The 18,562-nt window shown below is 63.1% G+C and carries 19 protein-coding genes; 6 read left to right on the forward strand and 13 right to left on the reverse strand.

What is annotated here, in order from left to right; translation table 11 throughout:
- Positions 1–229: 229 nt before the first annotated feature.
- Entirely contained in the window at positions 230–598 is a 369-nt protein-coding gene (locus AC2FMN_RS08355) for a MerR family transcriptional regulator (protein WP_496678371.1), read from the reverse strand.
- Between the two features lie 115 nt (positions 599–713).
- Here AC2FMN_RS08355 and AC2FMN_RS08360 point away from each other — a divergent pair, with 115 nt between their 5' ends.
- From AC2FMN_RS08360 to AC2FMN_RS08370, 3 genes are read left to right on the forward strand one after another with little or no spacing between them, the layout of a single operon-like run.
- Entirely contained in the window at positions 714–1,133 is a 420-nt protein-coding gene (locus tag AC2FMN_RS08360) for a PaaI family thioesterase (RefSeq protein ID WP_170358398.1), read from the forward strand.
- A 1-nt stretch (position 1,134) separates the two neighbouring features.
- A complete protein-coding gene (locus AC2FMN_RS08365; protein WP_496687376.1) occupies positions 1,135–1,653 on the forward strand; it encodes a PaaI family thioesterase in 519 nt (172 codons plus the stop codon).
- A 5-nt stretch (positions 1,654–1,658) separates the two neighbouring features.
- Positions 1,659–2,975 (forward strand): MATE family efflux transporter, encoded by a 1,317-nt coding sequence (locus tag AC2FMN_RS08370; RefSeq protein ID WP_496687378.1) that lies wholly within the window; start codon positions 1,659–1,661, stop codon positions 2,973–2,975.
- Here AC2FMN_RS08370 and arsC read toward each other — a convergent pair.
- Genes arsC through AC2FMN_RS08390 form a run of 4 tightly spaced genes read right to left on the reverse strand, consistent with a single transcriptional unit; the run spans position 2,972 to position 5,131 of the window.
- Positions 2,972–3,313 carry an arsenate reductase (glutaredoxin) gene (gene arsC / locus AC2FMN_RS08375; protein WP_496687379.1) on the reverse strand — a complete coding sequence of 114 codons (342 nt, stop codon included), beginning with the start codon at positions 3,311–3,313 and terminating at the stop codon, positions 2,972–2,974. The genes AC2FMN_RS08370 and arsC overlap by 4 nt on opposite strands.
- Complete coding sequence (locus AC2FMN_RS08380) at positions 3,310–4,368, reverse strand: quinone-dependent dihydroorotate dehydrogenase (protein WP_496687380.1); 1,059 nt, start codon at positions 4,366–4,368, stop codon at positions 3,310–3,312. The genes arsC and AC2FMN_RS08380 overlap by 4 nt, the downstream gene beginning before the upstream one ends.
- Positions 4,365–4,796: a DUF1330 domain-containing protein gene (locus AC2FMN_RS08385; RefSeq protein ID WP_496687381.1), complete on the reverse strand. Its 432-nt coding sequence runs from the start codon at positions 4,794–4,796 to the stop codon at positions 4,365–4,367. The genes AC2FMN_RS08380 and AC2FMN_RS08385 overlap by 4 nt, the downstream gene beginning before the upstream one ends.
- Positions 4,793–5,131 (reverse strand): DUF952 domain-containing protein, encoded by a 339-nt coding sequence (locus AC2FMN_RS08390; protein WP_496684407.1) that lies wholly within the window; start codon positions 5,129–5,131, stop codon positions 4,793–4,795. The genes AC2FMN_RS08385 and AC2FMN_RS08390 overlap by 4 nt, the downstream gene beginning before the upstream one ends.
- A 107-nt stretch (positions 5,132–5,238) precedes the next feature.
- Here AC2FMN_RS08390 and AC2FMN_RS08395 point away from each other — a divergent pair, with 107 nt between their 5' ends.
- The gene (locus AC2FMN_RS08395) at positions 5,239–6,816 is read left to right on the forward strand and encodes a bifunctional metallophosphatase/5'-nucleotidase (RefSeq protein WP_496687383.1); all 1,578 of its coding nucleotides are present in this window, start codon (positions 5,239–5,241) and stop codon (positions 6,814–6,816) included.
- A 60-nt stretch (positions 6,817–6,876) separates the two neighbouring features.
- On the opposite strand, the gene AC2FMN_RS08400 is transcribed toward AC2FMN_RS08395, so the two are convergent.
- Positions 6,877–8,529 (reverse strand): tetratricopeptide repeat-containing sulfotransferase family protein, encoded by a 1,653-nt coding sequence (locus AC2FMN_RS08400; RefSeq protein ID WP_496687385.1) that lies wholly within the window; start codon positions 8,527–8,529, stop codon positions 6,877–6,879.
- Positions 8,530–8,579: 50 nt separating this feature from the next.
- On the opposite strand from AC2FMN_RS08400, the gene AC2FMN_RS08405 reads away from it, so the two are divergent.
- On the forward strand, positions 8,580–9,248 hold the full coding sequence (locus tag AC2FMN_RS08405; RefSeq protein ID WP_496687387.1) for an SOS response-associated peptidase: 669 nt from the start codon (positions 8,580–8,582) through the stop codon (positions 9,246–9,248).
- 51 nt (positions 9,249–9,299) lie between these two features.
- Positions 9,300–10,403 carry a tRNA 2-selenouridine(34) synthase MnmH gene (mnmH, locus tag AC2FMN_RS08410; RefSeq protein ID WP_496687388.1) on the forward strand — a complete coding sequence of 368 codons (1,104 nt, stop codon included), beginning with the start codon at positions 9,300–9,302 and terminating at the stop codon, positions 10,401–10,403.
- Here the strand turns inward: mnmH and selD are convergent.
- The 7 genes from selD to AC2FMN_RS08445 are packed head-to-tail and all read right to left on the reverse strand — an operon-like array spanning position 10,343 to position 18,453.
- Positions 10,343–12,502, reverse strand: coding sequence for a selenide, water dikinase SelD (gene selD / locus AC2FMN_RS08415; RefSeq protein ID WP_496687390.1), 2,160 nt, complete (start codon positions 12,500–12,502; stop codon positions 10,343–10,345). The genes mnmH and selD overlap by 61 nt on opposite strands.
- A 5-nt stretch (positions 12,503–12,507) precedes the next feature.
- Positions 12,508–12,894, reverse strand: a complete 387-nt coding sequence (locus AC2FMN_RS08420) for a Na+/H+ antiporter subunit G (RefSeq protein WP_496687391.1) — start codon at positions 12,892–12,894, stop codon at positions 12,508–12,510.
- Between the two features lie 7 nt (positions 12,895–12,901).
- Positions 12,902–13,171: a K+/H+ antiporter subunit F gene (locus tag AC2FMN_RS08425; protein WP_490359877.1), complete on the reverse strand. Its 270-nt coding sequence runs from the start codon at positions 13,169–13,171 to the stop codon at positions 12,902–12,904.
- On the reverse strand, positions 13,168–13,665 hold the full coding sequence (locus AC2FMN_RS08430) for a Na+/H+ antiporter subunit E (RefSeq protein WP_496684569.1): 498 nt from the start codon (positions 13,663–13,665) through the stop codon (positions 13,168–13,170). Before AC2FMN_RS08430 ends, AC2FMN_RS08425 begins: the two co-directional genes overlap by 4 nt.
- Complete coding sequence (locus AC2FMN_RS08435; protein WP_496687392.1) at positions 13,665–15,224, reverse strand: monovalent cation/H+ antiporter subunit D; 1,560 nt, start codon at positions 15,222–15,224, stop codon at positions 13,665–13,667. Before AC2FMN_RS08435 ends, AC2FMN_RS08430 begins: the two co-directional genes overlap by 1 nt.
- Complete coding sequence (locus AC2FMN_RS08440; RefSeq protein ID WP_496680150.1) at positions 15,221–15,580, reverse strand: Na+/H+ antiporter subunit C; 360 nt, start codon at positions 15,578–15,580, stop codon at positions 15,221–15,223. Before AC2FMN_RS08440 ends, AC2FMN_RS08435 begins: the two co-directional genes overlap by 4 nt.
- Positions 15,580–18,453: a monovalent cation/H+ antiporter subunit A gene (locus tag AC2FMN_RS08445; protein ID WP_496687394.1), complete on the reverse strand. Its 2,874-nt coding sequence runs from the start codon at positions 18,451–18,453 to the stop codon at positions 15,580–15,582. Before AC2FMN_RS08445 ends, AC2FMN_RS08440 begins: the two co-directional genes overlap by 1 nt.
- Between the last annotated feature and the right edge of the window lie 109 nt (positions 18,454–18,562).

Raw genomic sequence — 18,562 nt, forward strand, 5'->3', positions numbered from 1 at the left:
CGTCATGCAGTATGAGTTGCGCAGTCGATGGCCGCTTTACAACATGAGAGTGACGTTGACGTAATTCAAACGCTGCGTCACTTCCAAATTGACGTAACATCCGCTCGCGTAAAGCGCGGTCCCGGCAATTTCCTTGCCCCGGTTCAGGCGAAATCGAGGGTGGCAGCGACAAAAAAGAAAGCCGCGCAAGGCAACGCGCGGCTGTCTGTCAAGATGATCAGGCCGGGGGTCAGTTCAGCATTTTTGCGGTTTGATCGCGCAGGCGCTGCAATTCGTCCATGGCTTCGTCCAGTTGCTGGCGCTGCTGGCGCAACTCTTCCATCTGCCGGTCGGCCATCTCGACGAAGGTCGCCATCTGGGCCTCGTTGCCCTGATCCTCGTAGATCAGCAGCCATTGCCGGATCTCTTCCAGCGGAAAGCCAAACTTGCGGCCGCGCATGATTAGCTTCATCCGCGCCCGTTCGCGCGGGCCATAGAACCGCGACCGGCCTTCGCGGTCGGGTTGCAGAAGCTCGATATATTCATAGTAGCGCAGGGTGCGCGGAGTCACGTCGAACTCGGCGCACATCTCTTTGAATGACAAACGATCGTCGGACATTCCTGTTCTCCTCGGCTGCAACCTAGGGCGTTGCGCGGACAAGCGCAACAGGCGGGCTTGCCCTTTGCGTCAACACCAGACCATAAAGAAGGCAACGAAAAAGGACAGAGCACCAATGGTCGACAAGACAGTACTCGCCCGCCAGTTCATCGAAGCGATCCCCCATGCGCGGGCCCTGGGCCTGACCCTGACGCATATCGGCGAGGGCGAGGCCGAGATCACCATGCCCTACAACGAGGATCTGATCGGCGATCCCCGCACGGGCGTGATTCACGGAGGAGCGGTGTCGGCCAGCCTTGATACTTGCTGCGGGGCCGCGGTCATGAGCCACCCGGCAGCCCCCGGCGGTACCGCCACCATCGACCTGCGCATCGACTACATGCGCGCCGCAACGCCCGGCCAGACGATCACCACCCGGGCAACCTGCTATCACATCACGCGCAACGTAGCCTTCGTGCGCGCCACCGCCATGGACGACGATCAAGATCGCCCTGTGGCCACCGCCTCGGGCGCCTTCACGGTCGAGGGGAAGTGAGATGACAAGACCCCGTCCCGAACCGATGCAGGTGGTGAAACAGCGGCGCGACGCGGCCCTCAAGGCGCTGGTCGAGGGGGTTCCGTATATCCGGTTCCTCAACATCAGCTTCGACCGGCGCGGAGACGAACTGACCAGCGTTCTGAATTTCGACGAAAAGCTGATCGGCAACCCATTCCTGCCGGCGATTCATGGCGGCGTCACGGCGGCCTTTCTCGAGGTGACGGCGGTGATCACGCTCAGCTGGGAGCACCTGTTCCCGCGCATCGAAAGCGGTGAGATCGACGCCGATGACATCATCTCTGATCACAGTATCCGCTTTCCCAAGACCATCGACTTCACGGTGGATTATCTGCGCTCGGGCCTGCCGCGCGATGCCTATGCGCGCGCTTTCATCAGCCGGGCGGGACGGCGGTATGCCTCGGTTCGCGTCGAGGCCTGGCAGGACAACCACGCCAAGCTGTTCGCGCAGGCCAGCGGGCATTTCCTGATGCCGCAAGAGCCTTCGGCCAAGGGCTGAGCAAAATGCGGGACGCCTCGGCACCCATCACGCACAGGCGGGTGCTGAAGATCGCGGTGCCGATTGTGCTGTCCAACGCGACGGTGCCGATTTTGGGCGCGGTGGATACCGGCGTGGTCGGCCAGATGGGGCAGGCCGCCCCGATCGGAGCGGTTGGCATCGGCGCGGTTATTCTGGCCACGATCTATTGGGTGTTCGGCTTTCTGCGCATGGGCACGACCGGATTGGCGGCGCAGGCCCGAGGCGCAGGGGACACGGCTGAAACCGGAGCTCTGCTCATGCGCGGTCTGCTCTTGGGCGGCGCTGCGGGACTTTTCTTTATCGTAGCGCAGGTGGCGGTATTTGCAGGGGCCTTCGCCCTGTCGCCCGCCAGCCCCGAGGTCGAGGCGCTGACGCGCGATTACCTCGAGATTCGCATCTGGGGCGCACCGGCGACCATTGCGCTTTATGCGGTGACGGGCTGGCTGATCGCGGTCGAGCGCACGCGCGGCGTGTTCCTCCTGCAGGTTTGGATGAACGGGCTGAACATCCTTCTGGACCTGTGGTTCGTGCTGGGTCTGGGCTGGGGCGTCGAAGGTGTGGCGGTAGCCACGCTGATCGCCGAATGGACCGGTCTGGCGCTGGGCCTGTGGCTGTGCCGCGATGCGTTCGGTGGCAATCAATGGCGCGATTGGGCGCGGATCTTCGACCCCGCCCGCCTGCGCCGGATGATGCAGGTCAATGGCGACATCATGATCCGGTCGGTCCTGCTGACCGGGTCCTTCACCACCTTTCTGTTCGTAGGCGCCGATCTGGGCGATGTGACGCTGGCTGCCAACCAGGTGCTGCTGCAGTTCCTGGAAATCACCGCTTTTGCATTGGACGGGTTCGCCTTTTCCGCCGAGGCGCTGGTGGGCAGCGCCGTCGGGGCCAAGGACCGATACCAGGTCCGGCGCGCCTCGGTCATGGCGTCGCAATGGGGCGTCGGTGGGGCTCTGGTGCTGGGGGTCACGTTCTTCGTGGCGGGGCCCGCGTTGATCGACCTGATGGCCACCGCACCCGAGGTGCGGATCGCGGCGCGCGAATACCTGATCTGGGCGGCGCTGGCCCCGGTGATCGGCGTCGCCAGCTGGATGTTCGACGGCATCTATATCGGCGCCACCTGGACCCGCGCCATGCGCACCGCCATGGTCCAGTCGGTGGCGATCTATGTGGTGGCGCTGTTCCTGCTGGTGCCGAGCTTTGGCAATCACGGGCTGTGGGCCGCGCTGATGGTGCTGAACACCGCCCGCGCGGTGACGCTGGGCCTGCGCTATCCCCGGCTCGAGGCGCAGGTGGCCTAGAGAAGGGTCAGCAGGTGCTCGGGCGGCCGACCGATGGCGGCCTTGTCGGCAGTGATCCCGACGGGGCGTTCGATGAGGATCGGGTTCTCGGCCATGGCGTGAATCAAGGCTTCCTCGGGCGTATTTTTGCTCAGCCCCAGTTCCTTGAACCGCGCTTCGCCCCGGCGCATCATCTCGATCGCCGGGATGCCCAGCTGGGACAGCACCGCCCGCAGCTCATCCGCGCCGGGCGCGTCCTCGAGGTATTTGCGAATGGTGACTTCGGCGCCGCGGTCCTGCAGCAGGGCCAGCCCGGCGCGCGATTTTGAACAGCGTGGGTTGTGCCAGTATTCGATCACAGCCAATCCTCTCGTTTGCTGCCGACGGCGTCGGCCACCGACTTGAACCCGTCCCGCGCCAGCAGGGCATCCAGCCCCCGCGCGATCTCGGCCGCCAGCGACAGGCCGCCATAGACCATTGCGGTATAGAACTGTACGGCCGAGGCCCCGGCGCAGATCTTGGCATAGGCCTGTTCGGCGGTGCCGATGCCGCCCACGCCGATCAGCGGAATCTGCCCGTAGGTCAACTGGCTCAGCCGGGCCAGAACGCGGGTCGATTTCTCGAACAGAGGCGCGCCGGACAATCCGCCGGCCTGATCCTTGTGCGGGCTGCGCAGTCCTTCGCGCGACAAGGTCGTGTTGGTGGCGATGACACCGTCGATGCCCGTGTCACGGGCGACATCGGCGATGTCCCGCAGTTCGTCATCCGTAAGGTCGGGGGCGATCTTCAGAAACACCGGGATCGGCCGCGCCAAGGCTCCGCGGGTGTCCAGCACACCTGCCAGCAAGGCGCTCAGCGCCTTTTTTCCCTGCAGGTCGCGCAGCTTTTCGGTGTTGGGCGACGAGACATTCACCGTCGCGAAATCCAGCCATTGCGCGCAATGGGCCAGCACCTGCGCGAAGTCCCGCGCCCGGTCGGTGCTGTCTTTGTTGGCGCCCAGGTTCAGGCCGATCACCGCGTCCTTGGGGCGGTGCGCCAGACGCCGGGCCATCGCCTCCATCCCTTCGTTGTTGAAGCCGAACCGGTTGATGGCGGCGCGGTCCTCGGTCAGGCGGAACAGGCGCGGCTTGGGGTTGCCCGGCTGCGGGCGCGGTGTGACGGCACCCACCTCGATAAACCCAAAGCCCGCGCGTGACAGCGAGCCCAGGACTTCGCCATTCTTGTCGAACCCGGCGGCCAGACCTACCGGGTTGGGCAGGTCGAGCCCGGCCAGCTGCGTGCGCAGGCGCATCGAGGTGACGGGACCGGGCGCCGGGGTCAGCCCCGATTTCAGCGCCTTGATCGACAGGCCGTGCGCGGTTTCAGGATCCACGCGATGCAGCGCGGCCAGGGCCAGTTTCTCGGTCAGTTTCATCCGAAGGACGCTCCGTTTGGGCTAGGGGCGGTGCGGATCAGGCGCGAGTCGGCCACCGCCGCCTGCCTGTGAATGACCGCCGCTCGATAGGCCGGGTCGGTCACCATCTCCAGGAACGCATGGGCCGAGGGGTAACGGGCGATGAACATCTCGTCCCACACTTCGCCCTGCGGGCCGATCAGCGTCGTCTGGAACGTGCCGCGCCAGATGATCGAGGCCCCCAGCCGCGCGATGATCGGCGCCGTTTCGGCCCCATACCGGCGATAGGCTTCGGCGCCGCTCAGCCCCGCGGCGGCCAGGTCGTGGCTTTCGGGATAGGCCGCCTTGGCGCGGAACCGCACAAGGTTCAGCATCTCGATCGGGTGATCGCGGTCCAGCGCCTTGAACGCCTCGAACTGGGCGCGGTCGGGGTCGATATGGCCGGTCATTGCATTTCCTCGGGGAAGCGGTGCGCGCCGTTTTCCAGCGGCAGCGGCTTGGCCCAGACCACATCCGCCATGCGCATGTTGCGATAGAGATGCGGGAACAAGGCACCCCCGCGCGAGACCTCCCATTTCAAATCATCGCCCATTTTCCGGGCATCGCAGGCCACGAGCGTCAGGTTTTCGGCCCCGGCAAAGTGTTTGGCCGCGGTTTCCGCCGCCTGTTCGGCGGTGGAAAAATGCACGAACCCATCCGCCACATCGACCGGCGCGCCCCGGGTTTCGCCCTGTGCCTGCAGGGCCGCCCATTCCTCGGCCCGGAATATCTTGTAGATCAGCATGGCGCCGTGATGCCCCGCGCGCGGGGTAGAATCAAGCCGCATTTCCCCCTTTGACTCTTTGCCGCCCTCGGCGCACGATCTTGGCAATCAATAACAGGGAGTTTCAAATGATTACCCGTTTCCTGACATCCGTCGCGGCCCTTGGCCTGACTGCAGGCATGGCGGCGGCCGACTACAAGCTGACCATTCTGCACACCAACGACTTCCATTCCCGGTTCGAGCCGATCAACAAATATGACAGCGGCTGCAGCGCCGAGGACAATGCCGAGGGCAAGTGCTTCGGCGGTTCGGCGCGCCTGGTCACCGCGGTCAACGATGCGCGCGCGCGGGCCGAGAACTCGATCCTCGTGGACGGCGGCGATCAGTTCCAGGGGTCGTTGTTCTATACCTACTACAAGGGCAAGGTCGCGGCCGAGTTCATGAACAAGCTGGGCTATGACGCGATGACTGTGGGCAACCACGAATTCGACGACGGCCCCGAGGTTCTGGCGGGCTTCATCGACACCGTCGATTTCCCGGTTCTGATGTCGAACGCGAATATCGAGAACGAGGAACTGCTGACCGACAGGATCATGCCTTCGACCGTGATCGAAGTGGGGGGCGAAAAGATCGGCCTGATTGGCCTGACCCCCGAGGATACGGATGAGTTGGCCTCGCCCGGCCCCAACATCACCTTCTCGGACCCGGTGCCCGCAGTTCAGGCGCAGGTCGACAAGCTGACGGCCGACGGCGTCAACAAGATCATCGTGCTCAGCCACTCGGGCTATGGCGTCGACCAACGGGTCGCGCAGGAAACCACGGGCGTCGACGTGATCGTGGGCGGACACTCGAACACCTATCTGTCGAACACGTCGGACAAGGCGGTTGGGCCGTATCCGACGGTTGTGAACGGTGTGCAGATCGTTCAGGCCTATGCCTACGGCAAGTTCCTGGGCGAGCTGAACGTGACCTTCGATGACGACGGCAACGTGGTCGAGGCGGTGGGTGAGCCGCTGATCATGGACAACACCGTGACCGAGGATCAGGCGGCCCTTGATCGCATCGCAGAACTGGCCAAACCGCTGGAGGAGATCCGCAACAAGGTCGTGGCCAGCGCCGCGGCACCGATCGAAGGTGACCGGTCAATCTGCCGCGTGCAGGAATGCGAAATGGGCAACCTGGTAGCCGATGCCATGCTGGCGCGGGTCGCCGATCAGGGCGTTCAGATCGCCATCGCCAACTCGGGCGGCCTGCGGGCTTCGATCGACGCGGGCGACGTGACCATGGGCGAGGTGCTGACCGTTCTGCCCTTCCAGAACACGCTTTCGACCTTCGAGATCAGCGGTCAGGGCATCATCGATGCGCTGGAAAACGGGGTCAGCCAGGTGGAAGAGGTCAAGGGCCGCTTCCCTCAGGTGGCTGGGTTGAAATTCACCTGGGATCCGTCGGTTGCCCCCAACGAAGGCCGCGTGACCGAGGTCATGGTGGCCGAGGGTGATGGCTATGTGCCAATCGATCCGGCCAAAACCTATCTGGTGGTCACCAACAACTATGTCCGTAATGGCGGGGACGGGTACAAGATGTTCACGGGCGACGACAAGAACGCCTATGATTTCGGCCCTGATCTTGCGGATGTGACTGCTGAATATCTGGAGGCGAATGCACCCTACACGCCTTACCTCGACGGTCGTATTCAGAAGAAGTGATTATTTGCTAAAAGAAGAAAGGCCGCATCCGGGGATGCGGCCTTTTTTCGTTGGCGGGTCTCAGTCGAACTCGTATTCCGGCCACAGTTCTGGGTCGAACCCGTCCAGCATGGAGCGGACGTGATCGGCGACCTTGCGCCAGCCGCCGATCGACTTGGTCGAGATTTTTTTGCGTACCTGGTCGATACTGGCAGTGCGCACCTGTTTCTTGTTTTCCTCCGGGTGCATCATGCTTTCTTGCCAATCGATCCCGCAGAACGCGGCCACCTGCTTGCTGTAGGTCTCAGGGTCGGCCACCAGTTTTTCGTAGGGCACCGTCAGGATGCGATCCCCGAAGATGGCATCCCAATGCTGCATGTAGCGCCGATACAGGTTGGCCGAATGCGCGATGGAGTCCAAGTTTGACGCGTAGCGCATTCCACTCGCGGGAAAACGGCGAATCCATTTTGACAGACCTACGTCGCGCGGGTCGCGTAGCATGTGCACGATCTTGGCATTCGGGAAGGCCGAGAGGATGAAGCCCACGCGCTGATAGTTGTGAGGCATCTTGTCTACAAAGGCGATGGAGCCGTCAGGGATTGGCGGCATCAGTTCGCGAAACTCTTCGGCGAATTTGCGGGCCTCGGTATCGCCGAACGGCTGATTTTCATCCGAGTAGACCGCCGACAGATCGGCGGCAAGGGTCAGTTCTCCGCAACCGGCGACATCCGGGACCGCACTCAGCATCATCTCCATCAGCGTGGTGCCCGAGCGCGGCTGTCCGACTACGAAGATGGGCAACGGTACGTCTTCGACGCCGGAACTGGGAACGGCCTCCGGGGAGGGGAACAGAAACTTGATCCGCTCGAGTTTCTTCTCCTCGGCGCCGAAGTCGTAAGGGTTTTCCGCGTGTTGGGCGGCATTGGCGCGCGCGAACTGCGGGAGTGCGGCCTCCAGGCCCTCGATTTTCGACTCAAGCTGGGCCTTGGCGAATTCCAACGTCGAATCCCTGTAGTTGAGCTCGGCCATCGCCGCCTCGACCTGCGGCATCAGTGACTTGGCCTGCTCCCGGTCGACCATCGAAGACAGCTGATACAAGGCCGAAATGTGGTGCGGCTCCTGTTCCAGAATGCGCCAAAGAATCTCGGCACACCCCGTCTTTTCACCCGCCTGATGCAGATCGACCGCCTTTCGGAAGGCGATCCCCATGTCGTCTGGCGCCAGTTCATACGCCCGCGTGATGTCGCGCGAACTGGCCTCGACAAAACCTAGTTTGCCGTAGGCCCGGCCGCGCGACGCCAGAAGCTTGGGGTTGTCGGGGTCGTTCTTCAGCTTTTCGGTGGCGTTTTCGACGATGCTGCGCCAGTTCTGCCCCTTGAGCTTGATTTCATCGATGACGCGGATGATTTCCGTGTTGCCCGGGAATTTGTCCAACATCCGTTCGGAATAGGCCAGGGCCTGAGCGATCTGCCCGGTCTGCATCAGAGCATTGGCGATGTTTTCCACGAATTGCGGGTCATTCGGCTTCAGACGTGACGCCTCCTGAAAATGGGGGATGGATTTCTTGTACTGCTTCATCTCGGTCAGCACGAAACCCGCAATGGCGTGAAAGTCTGCATCCTGCGGAAATTTCTTGGTGCCCAGCGTCGCTTTTTTCAAAGCCTGGGGCAGTTTGCCTGTTTCCAGATCGGCCAATGCCTTGGCCTTGAGGGAATTTGGTGCTTGAGTTGCCATCAGACTATGCGCCGCTCGATCCTGTTTTTCCGCTGCTAGGTTCATTGCCCATGTGTGGACGGTTTGCAATAACTCTTCCCAATGATGCCATGGCACAGTTGTTTGCCGCGCGCCCGGCGAATGACTTGCCGCCGGTGCCCAACTTCAATGTGTGTCCCACCAACCCGGTGCATGTGGTCCGCGCCGGGGAAACGGGGCGCAGGCTGGATCCGTTGCGATGGGGGTTTCTGCCCCATTGGTACAAGTCCGAAAATGACGGCCCGCTTCTGATCAATGCGCGCGCAGAGACCCTGGCGGACAAGCCGGCCTTTCGCGCCGCCTGCCGGGATCGGCGCTGCATCGTCGTCGCCACGGGTTTCTATGAATGGACCAAGGACGCGGACGGCGCGCGCCTGCCGTGGTATTTCCACCGTCGCGACGGTGCCCCCATCGCCTTTGCTGGGATCTGGCAGGAGTGGGGGCCGCCTGACGCCCGCCGCGTCACCTGCGCCATCGTGACCACCGCCGCAAACACACGGTTCAAGGCCATCCATCACCGCATGCCACTGATACTCGAGCCGAAAGACTGGGCGCTGTGGCTGGGCGAAGTGGGCAAGGGGGCCGCACGCCTTATGCGCCCCGGCCCCGAGGACCTGCTGGAGTTCTACCGGGTCAGTACAGCGGTCAACTCGAACCGGGCCAGCGGCCCGCAGCTGATCGCGCCGATCGCCGAGGGCTGATCGCTCGGTCGCGGGTTTCCATTGAGCCCTCGCGGCGCTAGACCATGATCTATGGCAATCGAGTTTCCAGACCTTACCGCGTTCTACACCCACGGGTTCGACACGGTGATCGACGTGCGCAGCCCGGCGGAATATGCCGAAGACCACGCGCCCGGCGCCATCAACCTGCCGGTTCTGAACAACGAAGAGCGCGCTCGGGTCGGCACCATCTATGTGCAGCAAAGCCCGTTTCTGGCCCGCAAGCTGGGCGCGGCGCTGGTGTTCCGCAATGCCGCCGACCATATCGAAAACCGCCTGAGCCATCACGATGGCGGTTGGCGCCCCCTGGTCTATTGCTGGCGCGGGGGGCAGCGATCGGGGTCGTTCACCTGGATGCTGCAGCAGATCGGCTGGCGCGCTGAGGTCGTCTCGGGCGGATACCGCACCTATCGGCGGCTTGTGAACCGGTTTCTGTATGACGACCCGCTGCCGCACCGGCTGGTGGCGCTGGACGGATATACCGGCACCGCCAAGACCGAGCTTCTGGAGCGCTTGCGCCAGAGGGGCGTGCAGGTTCTGGACCTCGAGGCGCTGGCCAATCACCGGGGCTCGCTTCTGGGCGAGCAACCGGGCGGCCAACCCAGTCAAAAGGCTTTCGAATCCGCACTCGCCGCGGCGCTGATTGCGCTGGACCCTTCGCGCCCGGTCGTGGTCGAGGCCGAATCCTCGAAGATCGGTACGCTGATCCTGCCGCCCTCGGTTTGGAAGGCGCTGCGGGTCGCGCCGCGTATCCGGATCACCGCACCCATCGAGGCGCGCACGGCTTATCTGGTGTCGTCCTATGACGACATCCTGTCCGATGCCGAGCGGCTTAAAGAGCGTCTGTCACCGCTGCGCCATCACCGCGGCCATGACGTGGTGGATAGCTGGTTCGATCTGATCGCCCAAGGCGACAAGCCCGGGCTGACCCGTGCCCTGATGGAGCAGCACTATGACCCGGCCTATGAAAAATCGCGCCGGGTCCACAAGGTGGACTTGATGGCGCAACTGCAGGCGGAGTCGCTCACCGCAACAGCGCTGGACAGTCTGGCATCGCAAATCGAAGAGCTATTGGTTCAACCCCGAAGCTTCAGCCTCGGATCCTCGATCAGTTCACCCACGATTTCGGCCGGATAACCCGCAGCTCGCAGCCGGTCGCGCAGGGCCGTGGCGGCGTCGGGTTGGACGGCAGCCAGCAGGCCTCCGGCGGTCTGGGGGTCGAACAGCAGATCGGCTTTGTTGCCTTCGGGTAATTCGGGAACGATCGCACGGTTGTCGGCAAACAGGGTCGAGCGGATGCCGGCGCGGCTCAGCTGGTCCGCCCCATCCATGACCGGCACCGCGTTCAGGTCCAGAATTGCGCCGCAACCCGAGGCCTCGCACAGCCCGGCCAGATGCCCGGCCAGCCCAAAGCCGGTGACGTCGGTCATTGCATGCGCCGCGCTCAGTATACGCGCCGCCTCGCCCTGGGGCTGCGTCATCAGATCATATGCCGCCTGCACCCAGTCGCCGCGTGCATCACCGGACATTTCGGCGGCCATGAGGACCCCGCTGCCCAACGGTTTGGTCAGCAACAGCGCGTCGCCCGGCCGTCCGCCGGACAAGGTGATCGGGTCGGTGTCGCACAGGCCAGTCACCGTGAAGCCGATGGTCATCTCGTCGCCCATCGAGCTGTGGCCGCCGACGATCTCGGCCCCGGCCTGCCGCATGACATGGGTCGCGGTCTCCATGATTTCCGCCATCGTCCGGTTCTGCAGTTGCGTGGACATGCGCGGCAGGATCAGGGTTGCCGTGGCGGCGTAGGGCGCGGTGCCCATTGCCCACACATCCCCCAACGCATGCACCGCGGCGATCCGGGTCATCAACACCGGGTCGGCAACGAAGGCCCTGAGGTGGTCGGTGGTCATGACCATCCGGGCCGTGCCGACGGTCAGCAGCGCGGCGTCATCGCCGGGCAAAGGTGTGATATCCGGGCGGTCGCTGCCGGGCACGACCGACAGGGCCGCGCGCAGCGCGCCGCGCCCGACCTTGGCCCCGCAGCCGCCGCACATCGGCTTTTCTCCCAACGTCTCGCGCAGGCCGGCGGCGTGGTGACGCGGCAGGGGTGGGGCTTTCGTGCGTGGCAGGTCGCGAAACCGATCCATGAACTTCTGGTCGATGTGGTCCTTCCATCTCCACATCAGCGGGCCGCTGAAAGATGTACCCAGCCGCTCGGCCAGCGCCGATTTCTCGCCCATTGAAATCAGTTTGAGGTAGTCCTTCTGCGGCCGGTAACTCCGCATCCGCCCGGCCCCCAGCGCGGCGCGCAGGTTGTCGAACAACACTGGTGCTTCGCGGACCGCAAAGACTCCCGCCTTTGGCCGGGGATCTTCGGACAGGTGCGCGCAGTCCCCGGCTGCAAAGATCAACGGATCGCTGGACTGTAGGTGGCTGTTCACGCGGATGAACCCCTCGTGCAGGGCCAGACCGGTCTGCGCGATCCAGTCATAGGGGCGGGCGCCTGCGGCTCCGGTCACGAAATCTGCGGCGATGTGGCGACCATCTGTCAGTTCTAGGTAATCCGGTCCGACGCGAAGAATGCCGGCTTGTTCGATGCAGTCGATACCTAGGTCGTGCATGGTTCGACGAAGGGTCGCCGCCGCCTTGGAACCAACCGCCGACAAGGCCTGGTCGCGGTCGATAAGCGTCACTAGCGCCTTGCGGTTGCGCGCACGCAAGGCATGGGCCATGGCCATGACCAGTTCAACCCCGGCGACCCCGCCGCCGATGACCGCAACCGAGGCCGGGCCCGAGCCGTTCAGATAACCGGCCCAGTGCGCGGCAAACGGACCCAGAGGCTTGGCCGGCACTGCATGTTCGGCAAAACCGGGCAGGTCGGGCATGTCGGACGTGATCCCCACATTGACCGAGGCCACGTCAAAACCGATCTCGGGGTGGTCGGGCACCTGAACGACGCGACGTTCGGGATCAAGCCCGGTGGCGGGGCCAAGGATGAGCCGAGCGCCCGCGAACCGCGCCAGGCGCACCAGGTCGATATCGAGATCTTCCCGTGCGTAGTGCCCCGCGACAAATCCCGGCAACATGCCAGAATAGGGGGCCGTCGGCCCCGGGTTTATCACGGTTAAACGCACGCCTGGCAGCGGGTTCATGCCCCATTTGCGCAGCACCAGGGCATGGGTGTGGCCTCCGCCGATCAGAACCAGATCGCGGGTCAGGGGCAGGGACGGCGTTTGCATGCGGCTCAGTTCTTGCTGTGGTCCGGGACGTCTTCCATCTGCTCGACCGCGTGGGTGGCCCACAGGCCATCCTCGCCGGCATCGGGCAGGTTCTCGGGCTTTTCATGGCGGTGAATGTGCCATTTGGCAATGAACAGGGCCGTGATCGGCGCGGTCAGGAACAGAAACAGGGTAATCAGCAGTTCGTGCATCGACAGGCGCCCCTCGATCAGAACCGAATGGAAGATCGAGGCCAGCAGAACGCCGCCCACGCCCAGCGTGGTTGCCTTGGTGGGCGCATGCAAGCGCGACATCGGGTCTTTCAGCTTGATCATCCCGAATGAGCCGACAAAGCCGAAGATGCCTGACACGATCAGGAAAAAAGCGATCAGCAGTTCAAACAGAAACTCCATGCCGGCCTCACTCGATGATGTTTCCGCGCAGCATGAAGCGCGCGTAGGCCACGGTCGAGACAAAGCCCAGCATGGCGATGATCATCGCGGATTCAAAGAAGATCTCGGTTCCGACGGCAAGGCCATACAGAATCATCAAGGCGATGGTGTTGATGACCATGGTGTCAAGCGCCAGTACGCGGGTTCCGACGCCGTCGGCGGTGATGATCCTCCAAAGGCACATCATGATCGCGGCGCCGAAACAGGCAAAGGCAAAGTATATTGCATACTCGATCATTCGAAGATCTCCTTCAGGCGGCGCTCGTACCGCTGTTTGATCTGGTCGCGGACGGCGCCCGGATCGGGGGAATCCAGACAATGCACCAGCAGGCAGTGGCCCTGGGCGGACAGGTCGCAGCTGACGGTCCCGGGTGTCATCGTGATGGTACCGGCCAGAACGGTGATCGCCTCGGGGGTGCGCAGTTCAAGCGGGATCGAGACCCAGTTGGGCTGGCGCTCGGCATCCGGCTTGAACAGGATGATCCGGGCGACGGTGATGTTGGCCACCACGATGTCCCACAGCACGACGAGGATGTATTCCACCACCATCGGCCAGTTGCGCAGCACTGGACGGTCGGGCCAGTAGGGCTGCGTAATGAAGGGGATGACGATACCCAGAAGCAACCCGAAAACCAGCGAATTCAGCGACGGCGCGTTGGCCAGCAGCACCCAAACGATCGTCAGCAGAAAGCTCAGATGCGGGTGGGGAAATATCCGGCGCAATAGTTTCATCAGTCTTCGCTTCCCAATACGGCCGAGATGTACTGTTCCGGCGCAAACAACTGCGCCGCCGTGCTGCGAGTGTAGTCCAGTGCCGGCCCGGCGAACAGGGTCAGCAGGACCAGCCCCGCGACGAGGCCGAAGACCGAAGTGAAGGCAAGGCCGGGCTGCGGCTCGGGCGGCGGCGGTGGCGCGGGGTCTGCGTCTTCGGGGGCGGTTTCCGCTTCGGGCGTCGGATCATCCTGCGTGCTGGCGTCGTGGCTTTTCCAGAAGATCAACGAGCCGGCACGCGCAAGCCCCACGATGGTGACGAACGAGCCGATCAGGACCACGGCCCAGATGGCGGTGGCATCAGGCGCGTTCCGCGCGGCATCCAGCACCAGCAGTTTTCCGATGAAGCCTGACAGGGGCGGCATGCCGGCCATGGCGATTGCGCCGACGAAAAACAGCGAAGCGATCAGCCCGTTCTGCGGCATCGGCGGCCGCGGCGCGATTGCCCCGCTGCGGCGTTGCATGACCAGATCGGCCACAAGAAACAGCAAGGCGGTGGCTAGGGTGGAGTGGTAGACATAGTACAAGGCCGCGGCGGTCGCCGACTCGGTGAACAGCGATATGGCGACCAGCAGCGTTCCCATCGAGGCTATGGCGCAGAAGGCCACCATTCGGGCGATATGCTGGGTTCCCAATATGCCGATGGATCCGATGGCCAGCGTCACCAATGCGGCGGGTTGCAGCCAGTCGCCGACCAGTCCCTGCGAGACCGGGACGTCCGGGCCGAAGACTAGTGTATAGACCCGCAGGATCGAGTAGGCCCCCACCTTGGTCATGATCGCGAACAAGGCGGCCACCGGCAATGGAGCATTGGCATAGCTGGCCGGCAGCCAGAAATGCAGCGGCAGGACGGCGGCCTTGATGCAGAAGACAAGCAGCAGCAGAACCGCGCCCACGCGCAACAGGGCGGTGTCTTCGGCCGGCATCTCGGCCACGCGCAAGGCCAGGTCAGCCATGTTCAACGTTCCGGTCACCGAATAGATCGTGCCCAAAGCAAACAGGAACAGGGTCGACCCCAGCAGGTTGTAGGTGACGTATTGAACGCCGGCCTTCAGACGCACAGCGCCGCCGCCATGGGTCATCAGACCGTATGATGCGATCAGCAGCACCTCGAAGAACACGAACAGGTTGAAGGCGTCCCCCGTCAGGAAGGCGCCGCAAACCCCCATCAGCTGAAATTGGAACAGCGGGTGGAAATGATCACCGCGCTCGTCCCATCCGGACGCGATGGCGTACAGCACGATGGGCAAGGCCAGCAAGGCGGTCAGCAGCACCATCATCGCCGAGAGCCGGTCAAGCACCAGCACGATGCCGAACGGGGCGGGCCAGTTGCCAAGCTCGTAGACATGGATGTCGCCACCCGCCGCCTGCGCGGTGATGGTCAACGCGATACCCAGCAGGCCCACCACGCCCGCTACCGAAAAGATGCGCTGCAGGTCCAGATGATAGCGCAGGACCATGATGATGAACGGGGCCAGGATCGCGGGCAGGACGATCGGCGCAACGATCCAGTGGTTCATGCGTCTTCTCCCGCGCCGTCCACGCTGTCGCGCGCGGCCATGTCGATGTGGTCATCCTTGGCCGAGAGATAGGCGCCCAACGCGATCATCACGATCACCGCCGTCATCCCGAACGAGATCACGATGGCCGTCAGCACCAGCGCCTGCGGCAGCGGGTCGGTGTAGGGAACCTCTTCGTATTTGTTCAGAACCGCAGGAGCATTCACGGCCAGCCGTCCCGTGGCGAATAGAAATACGTTGACCGCATAGGTCAGCAAGGAAAGGCCGAGGATGACCGGAAAGGTCCGACGGCGCAGGATCAGAAAAATCCCGGCGGCGGTCAGCACGCCAACGGCCGAGGCGACGAGAGCTTCCATCAGCCCTGCTCCTTCTTTTCTTGTTCTTCTTCGATCGGGTCATCGCGCAAAGGGTTGATGTCCATCGGGAATTCTTGCGCCATGCCCGGTCGCCACGCAAAGCGCGACAGGCTGTCCAGAGCCAACATCACAGCGCCCAGAACGGCAAGGAACACGCCTGTGTCGAACAGCATGGCAGTGGCCCATTCGAACTCTTCCAGTGGTGGCCAATGCAGATAGCCGAAATCGCTGGTCAGGAAGGGCCGCTCGTTGAACCAGGCGCCCAAACCTGTGGCCGCAGCGATCAAAACGCCCCAGCCGATGGTGCCATGGTAGTAGAACCGTTGCCGCTCGATCGCCCAGGTGTAGCCGCTGGCCATGTACTGCATCAGGAAGGCGATCGCGACTATGAGACCGGCGATGAACCCGCCTCCGGGTTGGTTGTGTCCCCGGAAGAAGATATAGGCACCCACCATAAGGGCGATCGGCATCATCACACGTGTCGCAACAACCATCATCAGCGGGTGAGAGTCGCCCGATTGGGGCCAATGTGGCTTGCGGTTCAGCAGGTAGGCGCGAACACTGGTGCCTAGCACGGCCTCGGTCAAAGCAAAGATGATCAGTGCCGCGATCCCCAGCACGATGATCTCGCCGAAGGTATCAAATCCCCGGAAGTCCACCAGGATCACGTTGACCACATTGGTGCCGCCGCCACCCTTGTAGGAATTGGCCAGGTGGAATTCCGAAATCGTCGGGAAGGCGAAATCGCGCAGCATGAGCGCATAGATCAAGCCCCCAGCTCCGATACCGGCCACCACCGAAATGGCAGCATCACGCCAGCGCCGTGCCGCGCTGCTGTCCCATGGGGTCTCGGTCGGCAGGAAGTTCAGCGAAAGCAGCAGGAGGATCATCGTGACAACTTCGACCGAGATCTGTGTCAGAGCCAGATCAGGCGCGGACAGATAGTTGAAGGCCATCGACACGATCAGCCCCACCACCCCGATCAGGACCAGAGACAGCAGACGGTTGCGGTGGAACCACATGATGCCCATCGTCGCTACGATCAGGCACAGCCAGCCGATGATCGGGATGATGGGGGCCTCCAGCGGGACCCGCGTTTCCAACCCGATCGTGCCGGTTGCGAAAGCATAGTACCCCAGCCCGACGGTGAAGGCGATCAGGATGATCGCATAGCGGCTGATGACACCGTTGTGCAGCTCGTCCGTGATCCAGCGACTGGCGGCGGTCAGCGCACCGATGACGGCGTCGAAGATGGACTTGGCCTCGGGGCGGGGGAGGGCGTTCCAGGCGGTTTCGCCGCGACGGTGCAGGGCCAGCAGAAACAGACCGCCCAGCGTAGCGATGACCGACATATACAGCGCCGGCGTAAACCCGTGCCACAGTTTCAATGAATAATAAGGCAGCTTCTCGCCGCCGATCACCGCGGAAGACGTAACCGCGACCAAGGGGCCGACGATGACAGCCGAGTTCAGGCCGATCAGGACGACCAGAACCACCAGGAACGCGGGGGCCAACCACAGGCCTGCAGGGGGGTCGTGTGGATGCGCGGGATAGTCGTCACGCTCGGGGCCCAGAAACACGTGGCTGATGAAGCGGAAGGAATAAGCCGCGGAAAAGATCGCTGCCAGCAGAGCCAAACCTGGCACCAGATAGTGGGAATTGCGCCAGACGGTGTGGACCGTCTCTTCCAACATCATCTCTTTCGACAGGAAGCCGTTCAGCGGCGGAATGCCGGCCATCGACAGCGCGGCGATGGTGCCAATGGTGAACGTAATCGGCATCAGGTGGCGCAATCCTCCCAGCCGCTTGATGTTCCGAGTGCCGGTTTCATGGTCGACGATCCCCGCGGTCATGAACAGGGCGGCCTTGAAGGTGGCGTGGTTGATGATGTGGAAGATGGCGGCCACGACGGCGATCTTGGTGCCTAACCCCAGCAGCATCGTGACCAGTCCCAGATGCGAAACCGTCGAAAAGGCCAGCAACGCCTTGAGGTCATCCTTGAACAGCGCGATCACTGCACCGATCAGCATTGTTACAAGACCGGTGGTTGCGACGATGTAGAACCACGCCTCGGTCCCCGCCAGAACCGGCCACATGCGTGCCATCAGGAACAGGCCGGCCTTCACCATCGTGGCCGAGTGCAGATAGGCCGAAACTGGCGTTGGCGCGGCCATGGCATGAGGCAGCCAGAAATGGAACGGGAACTGGGCCGACTTGGTGAAACACCCCAGCAGGATCAGCACCAGCGCCGGCAGGTAATAGGGTGAGGCCTGGATCAGCTCGCGGTTTTGCAAGATCACGCTCAGGTCATAGGACCCCACGATGTTGCCAAGGATCAGCATACCTGCGATCATCGCCAGACCGCCGGACCCGGTCACGGCCAGTGCCATCCGCGCGCCCTGGCGACCTTCGGGCAGGTGCTTCCAATAGCCGATGAGCAGAAACGAGCTGAGCGAGGTCAGCTCCCAGAAAATCAGCAAAAGCAGGATGTTGTCCGACAGAACGATGCCAACCATCGCGCCCTGGAACAGCAGCAGATAGGTATAGAACTGCCCCATCGGATCCTCGCGCGACAGGTAGAACCGCGCGTACAGGATGATCAACAGACCGATGCCAAGGATCAGCAGGGCAAACAGGAACCCCAGCCCGTCCAGCATGAAGTTGGCGTTTAGCCCCAGCCCGGGAATCCAGTCGAAACGGGCGGTCACGACCTCACCCTGCATGACGGCGGGGATGTGGATCAACAGCCCCATGAGCGCCAGGAAGGTGGTCAGCCCGGCAGCCGAGGCAGCCGCATTGCGCCCGGCCCGGACCAGCAAGGCCGGAAAGACAGCGCCAAGAAACGGAAGGGCCGCGATGAGGAATAGGGACAAGTGCGATACTCCGGGCTGAGCGGTCAGTGTGGGCTTGAATTTGTAAGGATAATTTATTGGCTGTCCAGCTATTGCAAGTTTTTCACCTTGCCCTAACGCCCGTGGATTC

The sequence above is a fragment of the Ruegeria sp. BHSC037 genome, from assembly GCF_059613045.1.